The sequence below is a fragment of the Orenia sp. genome, from assembly GCF_055140805.1.
On record NZ_JBSQYM010000123.1, the window covers coordinates 1 to 9,374 of the forward strand.

General features: G+C 31.6%; 7 protein-coding genes and 1 pseudogene. All 8 read right to left on the minus strand.

Annotated features, from left to right (window positions below):
* Window positions 1-231: pseudogene (locus ACTCDL_RS11660) on the minus strand (glycoside hydrolase family 130 protein); the annotation flags it as partial.
* A 44-nt stretch (window positions 232-275) separates the two neighbouring features.
* Complete coding sequence (locus tag ACTCDL_RS11665) at window positions 276-1,103, minus strand: carbohydrate ABC transporter permease (RefSeq protein ID WP_463176697.1); 828 nt, start codon at window positions 1,101-1,103, stop codon at window positions 276-278.
* Between the two features lie 27 nt (window positions 1,104-1,130).
* Window positions 1,131-2,006 (minus strand): carbohydrate ABC transporter permease, encoded by an 876-nt coding sequence (locus ACTCDL_RS11670; RefSeq protein WP_463176698.1) that lies wholly within the window; start codon window positions 2,004-2,006, stop codon window positions 1,131-1,133.
* A gap of 72 nt (window positions 2,007-2,078) precedes the next feature.
* A complete protein-coding gene (locus ACTCDL_RS11675) occupies window positions 2,079-3,359 on the minus strand; it encodes an ABC transporter substrate-binding protein (protein WP_463176699.1) in 1,281 nt (426 codons plus the stop codon).
* Window positions 3,360-3,823: 464 nt separating this feature from the next.
* Window positions 3,824-4,852 (minus strand): LacI family DNA-binding transcriptional regulator, encoded by a 1,029-nt coding sequence (locus ACTCDL_RS11680; protein WP_463176700.1) that lies wholly within the window; start codon window positions 4,850-4,852, stop codon window positions 3,824-3,826.
* 369 nt (window positions 4,853-5,221) lie between these two features.
* Window positions 5,222-6,868: a methyl-accepting chemotaxis protein gene (locus ACTCDL_RS11685; RefSeq protein ID WP_463176701.1), complete on the minus strand. Its 1,647-nt coding sequence runs from the start codon at window positions 6,866-6,868 to the stop codon at window positions 5,222-5,224.
* Between the two features lie 182 nt (window positions 6,869-7,050).
* On the minus strand, window positions 7,051-7,911 hold the full coding sequence (locus ACTCDL_RS11690) for a carbohydrate ABC transporter permease (RefSeq protein ID WP_106231476.1): 861 nt from the start codon (window positions 7,909-7,911) through the stop codon (window positions 7,051-7,053).
* Window positions 7,912-7,926: 15 nt separating this feature from the next.
* Complete coding sequence (locus ACTCDL_RS11695) at window positions 7,927-8,877, minus strand: ABC transporter permease (protein ID WP_106231478.1); 951 nt, start codon at window positions 8,875-8,877, stop codon at window positions 7,927-7,929.
* Window positions 8,878-9,374: the final 497 nt, after the last annotated feature.

Sequence of the window (9,374 nt, forward strand, 5' to 3'; positions counted from 1 at the left end):
GCCAAAGTGTAAATGTGCTCTTCCATTCTTATGGTCCATTCTAAAGACACCTACAAATTCTCCCTCAAAAGGAACTACTGCACTATTATAAACTCTTGCCGCAGATGGAGTCGGATTCCAATCAGTAATTGGATTAGCTGAATGACGCCAAACAACTTGGTCACAACCTTCTGGTTTCTCTTCCCATGGCATATTTTTTAAACTTTTACCTATAATTTTAACTTTGTTCATTTATTTCGCCTCCTAAATTAATTACTATAAATAATTATCAAAATTTAATCTAAAGCACCACCAGTAATACCTTTGATAAAGTATTTTTGTAAGAAGATAAATACTAATACCATTGGTAAGAAAGAAAGTACATTTCCTGACATTAACATTGGATAGTTAACAGCTAACTGATTCTGAAATTCAATAATTCCAACTGGTAATGTCTTTAACGCTTCATCTTGAATAAAAGTCAGTGCTAATAGATACTCATTCCAAGTACCCAAAGCGGTCATCATAAAGGTAGTTGCCAGTACTGGTTTAGACATTGGCAAAATCAACTTAAAGAAGATAGTCAAGTGATTTGCACCATCAACCATAGCCGCCTCATCCAATTCATAGGGTAACTGTTTAAAGTATCCTCTTAATAAGAACATCGATACAGGAATAGCCCCATTAGTATATGGTATAATCAATGCCCAATAAGTATTTAATAAATGTAATTTCTTAAAGATTAAGAACAATGGAATTAATCCTAATTGAGGTGGAAACATCATTGTTGCTAAAAAAGCATAAAAAATAATATTGCGCCCTTTAAATTCCAAACGAGTAAAAGCATATGCTGCTAAACTAGCAAATAAAATACCCAATGCTACAGAAAAAAAGGTAACGAATATACTATTAAAATAGTAAGTTCCAAAATTACCATCTACCCAAGCTTGGACATAATGCTCAAAATGCCATTTCCCTGCTGGGAAGAAATAGTCTTTAGCAAACTCTCTTCTACCTTTAAAAGAAGAGACTAATACCCATAAAACTGGATACATCGTAATGACTGTTCCTATTATTAAGACTAAATAATTCATATTACTAAATAGACTCTTTATCTTTTTCATCACAACTATTCCTCCTTTTCCAATAATTTAGTCATTCTTATTGACCTGTTTTAGATAAATAAATGTTAGAATAAAACTAATAAATGTCATAACATATCCCATAGCAGAAGCATAACCTAACCTTCCTAAACCAAAAGCATTCTTATAAAGCCAAGTAGTCATTACTTCACTTAAGTGATTAGGTCCTCCAGCAGTCATAACCTGAACTAGACCAAAGACCTTAATACCATTAATCAAGGTTGTTACAATAACAACACTTGCTACAGGCTTTAATGAAGGAATAGTTACATGCCAGAATTTATTCCATGCATTTGCACCATCAATATCAGCTGCTTCATAGATCTCTTTAGGAACAGACTGTAACCCAGCTGAGAAGATTAACGCATTATACCCAGTCCATTGCCATAAGTTCGCAATTAAAATAGCTGGCATTACTGTCCGTTTATCTGACAACCAGAAGAAGGTTGTATTAAGAATATTGTTTAAGGCTCCATTGTAAGGGTGGAACATCCATCCCCAGATTAAAGCAACAACCACTGGAGAGATAATAGCAGGGAAATAATATGTTATTCTAAAAAAGGCTCTTAACTTTTTCTGTCTAACATTCTCTATAAATACAGCTAATAAAAGAGCTAAAAAACTTTGTACAACTACTGTAAAGACTGAAAAGAAGGCAGTATTTAAAAGCGCCTTATGGAAAATCTTATCTTTAAATATCTCCAAATAGTTACTGATTCCAACAAAATCCATATGTGGATCTAAGCCATTCCATTTATGAAAGCTCAATATAAAGGAATAAATAGTGGGATAGATATTTAGTAATGCAAACAATATCAGAGCTGGAGCAAGAAAGCTATAACCTATCTTTGCATCTTTACCCATAAACCTTTTTATCCTGTCCATATTTGTCAAACTCCTTTCTTATCTACTATATCCCTAGTGAAAGTTCACTAGGAATATAGTAATTAGATTATATTATCTTACAGCTTCAACCTTTTCTAGAACTTCTTTAGCAGTCATCTCTCCTTCAATTAAGGCCTGAATTCCGCCTCCAAGCTCTGCATCCATCTTAGAGTTTACAAGAGAACGAGGAGTAGTATCACCTTGGAATTCATTAAATTTCTTCAATAAGTGGCTCTCAACTATCTCATCTACATTAGCCTCTTTATTTGGACTAGTAAATTGAGCTTCTTTAACAAATATTTTTTGAGATTGAGTCTTAGTAAAGTAATCTAAGAATTTAATAGCTAACTCTTTATGCTTAGTATCTTTACTAATTGCTACATTCATTCCAACTCCACCTGGAGAGACATGATTTAGTCCATTTTCGAAGATTGGAAATTGTATTAATCCTAACTGCTCAGTAAATCCTTCTGGAGCATTATTCTTAATATTTGGAATAGCCCAAGTTCCACTAAAGAACATCGCCGCTTGTTCTTGGAAGAATAACTGGATAGCATCCCAATCACTCATCGCATTAGTTCCTGGAGCATAAACCTCATCTTTACTTAATCTCTTTACAGTATTTAAAGCTTTAACTAAACGCTCATCAGTCCACTTAATCTCTCCTCTTTCAGCCTTCTTAATTAAAGTAGTGTCTTGTTGTCCAGCAAATAAGAAGAAGTAATCTTTTCCTGTCCATTGATACTTATTACCCCATGTAATTGGTAAGATACCATTCTCTTTTAATACTTCAGAAACTTTATATAAGTCATCAAAGGTCTTTGGTGCTTTTAAACCAAACTCATCAAAAAGTGTTTTATTATAGTACAAATTCATATTATTAACTGTTAATGGTACACTGTAAATACTACCATCAAAGGTTAACTGTTTAATAGCAGATTCATAGAATCTATCATTCCACCCTTTCTCTTGATAAATATCAGTTAAATCTAAAACTCTTCCTGCATCTTTAAAAGTTACTAAACCTTTTGGTCCAGAACCTGGTTCTACTCCCATAATATCTGGAGCATTTCCAGAGATAAAGGATGTTTTGATCTGTTCAGGGTAAGCACCTGTTTCAAAGTATTCCACCTTAACTTTAACCTTAGGATTATCTTTTTCAAACTCTTTGACTACTGCTTCAATAGCAGGACCTTGTTGTGCATACCAACTCCAAAATGTCAATTCAGTAACATCAGATTCTTGTTTTGCACTATCACCTGTATCAGCAGTATTATTAGCACCAGAACAACCTACTAAACTAATAGCTAAGACTACAATTAATGTTAAAATCATATTTTTTCTGTTAAACATTAATAATCTCCTCCTCTAATTTGATTTTACACCTAAAGGTTAATAAGTATTATAGTATTCCTTCCTACCTCCTATTTGAATTTTACTTAAAGCTTCTAACACTTTACAACTTAAAAATTCAATAAAAAACCACCTTCTATGACTATCTTAAAAAGATAGCATTAATACCATCTCTTTAAGATAGAAGTAAAGGTGGACTTATACTCTTATAGTCTTATGCACTTCTTATTTTATATTTCATTCGCAATTTAGGGGATATTGAATAATTACAAAATAAGAATTAAGCTGTTTAGCTCATACACCTCTATATTATCTAAAGGTGAAGTTATTATAAGATATGAAGCTAACATAATTGTAAAGTGTCCTTTATTACTTACTTCTTGTTTATGTTATATTCTTATAAAATTATACCCTTATAATCTTATAGCAATTTATATAAAATAATATTTATTAGTAAGCTATCCTTATTCTTCATCAACTTCTGCAACAGAATCCCTTATAATAGTTTCTACAGAGATAACCAACTTCATAGGGTTTACTGCAATCCCATTAATTAATTCATATAACCTCTTACCAGCCATCTGACCCATCTCTCTTTTAAAGATTCTCACAGTCGTTAATGAAGGAAGTAAATGCTGTGACATATCTATATCATCAAAGCCTACTATAGAAATATCTTTAGGAACTGAATATCCCAACTCTTGTACCGCCTTCATTGCTCCAATAGCTAATTTATCATTAGCTCCAAAGATTGCTGTAGGCTTAACTTCAACTCTACTAAACATCTCTTTTATAGCCTCACATCCATCTTCGATTTCAAAGCTTGGCTCACAAAAGATGATGAAATCATTTTTCTTTTCTATTCCAGCCTGCTTAAGAGACTGTTTATATCCAATATATCTCTCATCTAATGAAACATGACTTAAAGGACCTGATAAAAATGCTATCTTTTTATGCCCTAATTCTATTAAATGATTGATAATCTTTCTACTTCCATTTACATTATCATTGACTACACAGTCAAGGTTCTCATCCCATAAATCATTATCAACTAAAACTACTGGAACACCCTTCTTTTTAACACTTAAAATCAAATCCTTATCAATCTCATATCCAGCAAAGATTAAACCAGCAATCTCTTTTTCATCAATCCAATTACTAATATCTGCTATGGTATCTTCTGCTGTAATAGTCTTGAAGAAAAGATGGTAATTGTAATCCTTTAAAGCTACTTCTACACCTTCCATTACATAACTATAAAAATGGTTAAGTGCTAAATTTTGATTCAATTTATTATTAAAGATTATAGCTATATTTTTAGATTCCTCAGATTTACCATTACTGTTTCTAGATTTATAACCTAACTGTTGAGCAATAGCCAATACCTTCTCTTCCGTTTTTTCAGAAATTCTTCCTTTGTTATTAAGAACTCTTGAAACAGTAGAGGGAGATACATCTGCCTTATCAGCTATATCTTGTATAGTGACTTTCATAATTATCACCTGTTCCTACTTTTTATTTTCTTGCGCAAACTTTGCGCAAGTTCGATTTATCAAACTATTTAAGGTAATATTCACTTATTAAATTATTTATTATTCCCCTCTAACTTAATCTTATTATAATATATTGCAAAAGATTATGCAAGTATTTTTTCTATTTTCCCTTATTTTTGCTCGCTTTTTTGCGCAAAAATTTGCGCAAAAACCATTTGATAACTGTTTAAACCTTTAAATTTAGCCTTTTCTATATCCTTCTTTAATATAGGTAGAATAGAAAATTTTATTTTTTCCTAGAAATTTTAAATAGTAAAGACTCTTCTTAAAGTTAGAGGGACTTTCCTTAAATTGATCCTTAATCATAAATTATTTTTTCAATCTTTGATTTGCTTCTACTACCTGATTGATAGCCTCCAACTGTTCTTGGGAGACCTCGGATCCTTCTTTAATCTTAAAGTATAAGTTGGTAATTGCATGAGTTACTTCAGTCATTAAACCTTTTATCCTTTCAGCTGAATTCAAGGTCTCTTCAGTCTGAGCAGCTACCTCTTGACTAGAAGCCGAAATCTCCTCAACTACTGAATTAAGTTGCTCACTAGAGATAACTTGTGTCTTAGAAGATGAAACTACGGCTTCCATCTTATTTTTAACTTGTTTTGATAAATTACTAATCTCATCAAAGATATCGATAATACTCTCTTGAGACTTATCCTTAGACTTACTCATTACAGCAACAGCAGACTCTACCACCTCTTCAATCTCTTTGGTAATACCTTTAACCTCTTTGGTAGCCTCTATACTCTCAGTTGCCAACTCCTTAATCTCTTCTGCTACTACAGCAAATCCTCTACCATGCTCACCCGCCCTTGCAGCTTCGATCGCAGCATTTAAAGCCAATAAATTGGTCTGATCTGTTATGTGCATAATCTTATCAGAAATATTTTCTATCTTATCAGCACTTCTTCTCAACTCCTGCATTGTATCAGCAGTCTTATGAATAATTTTAGTCCCTGATTCTATCTTCCTACTGGTATTCTCGATACTTTGATAAGTATCCTTACCAGCATTGGAAATCAGCTTAGCCTGTTGTGATAATTGTTTAACCCCTTCTTGAACCTCTTGCAATGATATTGATACTTCATCTACCGCTGTAGCTACCTCTACATTGCCAGAAATTAAATCCTTAATCACAGCAAAAGCCTGACTAATCTCCTGATCTACATCATCAGCAATCACCTCCATCTCCAAAGATCTATCAGTCACAGACTTTACCTTATTAGCAGCTTCATGTGTTCTTTCCTTAATTATACTAGTCAACTTAGCAACTCCACAAGAGATAATCACTCCTAATGTAATTCCAATTAGAAGACTCAAGATGACTATTATAATTAATCTTTTTTTAATATTATCATTATAACTAATTACCTGTTGAATATCTTGCTCTAATTGCTCCCAACTCTTTTGATTTAAATCCCAATTAGCTAAATTAATATTAAGAATAAGTTTGTCTAACTTTTGCAACTTCATCTTTTTTATAATAGTGTCTCCTTGAATCTCGGCTAATTCTACAAGATCATCTTTAAAATTATTATTTAATTCTCTAACATCATCTAGTTTAATCAATATTTCTTCATCATCAACATATTCTCTTAAATTATCAATATAATTATTTAAGGGATTAATCTCCAAATCATCTGACCTCATCAAATTGCTATATACCCGATAAGCATTAATCTGATTTAAGAAAGAATCTCTAGCTATTGATGAATTCAACTTAACAGTTGGTATAACTCTTTGTTGTAATTTATTGATCTTATCACTAATCTGATTAGTATTCTGCCAAACTAATTGACCAGTTAGCAAACTGATAAATACCAATACTAAAAACCCCACCTGAACCTGTCTGAAGATAGTTATACCAGATAATAAATTCATCAAAGAATTTACTAAAATATCTCTACTATTATTAGCTTTAGGCTTTAATTTTTGGATAAAGACCTTTAATTCCTTCATCTTATCAGATCCTTTCTTGATATTTTTACAAATCATTTGTCCAAAAAAGCTTTCCTGTATGTTGCTTAATATAATTAGTTGACTAAATATAGTATATTATCTATATTTATAAAAAAAACAATCTTTCCTACCTCAAAAGAGATACAAAAGATTATTTTTTAAAGCCATTATTTTAATAGAAGTTAACTCTTTACTGCTCCTATTGTAAGTCCTTCTACAAAATATCTCTGTAAAAATGGGAATAAACACATTACAGGGAACATAGTCACTATAATACTAGCCATCTTTACACCTTCAGCAAAGACCTTCTTCTCTTGTCCAGCAGGTAAGTTTTGAGTCATCTCACCAGCACTCTGTACAATATTTCTCAACACTAACTGTAAAGGTTGCTTACTAGCCGTTTGAATAAATAACATTCCATGCCACCATTCATTCCAACGCTCTACTCCATAATATAAAGCAAAAGTAGCTAATACTGGTAAGGACAATGGTAATATAATCTTAAATAATATTACTAAATCATTAGCCCCATCTATCTTAGCAGACTCTTCTAATTCTTCAGGCAACTCTTCAAAAAATGTTTTAACTATAATCATATACATCGGCCAAAAACCTATTGGCAGAACCATAACCCAAAGATTATTCATCAACCCTATGTTTTTGATTAATAAATAATAGGGAATCAAGCCACCACCAAAATAAACTGTAAAGATAATTAGATGCATAATTAATTTTTTTCCTGGTATATCTTTAGTTAAAGCATAAGCAGTTGTAACAGTTAAGAACATATTATAAATTACTCCTGCTACTGTTACAAATAAAGTTACCAAAAATCCATTCATTATTGATTTAGAGCTAAATACAAATTGATAAGCACTTAATGTAATCTTTTTAGGAAATAACATAAAAGGTGTCTTTACATAAACATCTTGTGGTACTAAAGAAACTAAAATTGAATTATAAAAGGGATACAAGATAGCAATAGCAAACAAAGTTAAAAGTGTACCTATTACTAAATCTGTCTTAGTAAATTTCTTTTTCATAGTTTTAAACCTCCTCTATATGATTCCAGAATGCCCCATCTTCTTGGCCACTTTGTCAGCTGTCAATAATAAGATTAAATTAGTAACTCCTTTGAACATACCAACTGCCGTACTGACCCCAAAATCAGGTGCCCTTTCAAAGGTAATCCTGTAAACATAGGTATCTATAATATCTGCAACATCATAAACTGTAGGATTATACATATTAAAGATCTGCATAAATCCTGCATTCATCAGCTGTCCAATACTTAACAATAGCATAACAACAACTAAACCTTTAATACTAGGCCAAGTGATATACTTAATCTTCTCCCAACGATTAGCACCATCTATTGTTGCTGCTTCATATAGAGTTGGATCTATTCCTGTTATGGCTGCCAAATATAAAATAGTCCCCCAACCAGCTTCTTTCCATACCTCAGAATAAATAAGTAAGTATCTAAATATTCCCTTATCAGTCAAAGGAGATATCCTTTCAAATCCCAATATAGACAATAAATTATTGATAGCTCCAGAATTACTAAGTAGATTAATTACAATACCAGATACAATTACCCAAGATAAGAAGTGAGGAAATGTATATACTACCTGTAGTTTCTTCTTGAATTTAGGAGCCCTTAATTCACTAATTAAAATAGCTAAAACAACTGAAATCCAAAAACCTAGCCCTATCTTCATAAAAGCGATTATCACTGTGTTTTTAACTGCATTCCAAAACTCAGCTTCTGAGAATATATACCTAAAATTCTCTAATCCAACCCAAGGACTACCAGTAATCCCCTTATTGAACATAAACTTCTTAAAAGCCAACTGTATTCCATACATAGGAATATATTTAAAGATAAATAAATACAATAATCCTGGCAATAACATCAAATAAAAATACTTATATCTGATTATCTTCTTTAGAAGAGTTGATGTATTCGCTTTTAAATCACCTGTTTTTAACTTTGGTAAAGCATTCATCCTTTACCTACCTCCCTTTTAATATTTTTGTTTAATTCATACTTAATCCCACTAATATTTTGATTTGAAATAATCACTCCTTAGTAGCTGCTAATTTGTTAACCTTATCGGCAGCATGTTTAGTTGCTAATCTGCATCTCTTCTATTTGAAGCTAATTTTAGCTATAATCTATCCTCTACTTTTGAAAGATAAATTTTAATTGAAAAATTAAAATTCCTGTATCTAAAATACTATCTGTTCTATCAAAACAAATAAATTTAATACAGGAATTATATCCTTATATTCTTATATCCTTATATACTCTGCATATAATCTGCTGAAATTTTATTAAAAATATAAAATTTAATCTTAGTTTACGCTAAATAATATTACCAATTCTAGAATTCTTTTTAAGAGCTATAGATAAACAACTCTAGAATGTAATATAAAACCCACCTCACCCCTAACCCCTCTCCTCATATCAGGAGAGGGGAATAAAAGATGCTTTAGTCCTCTC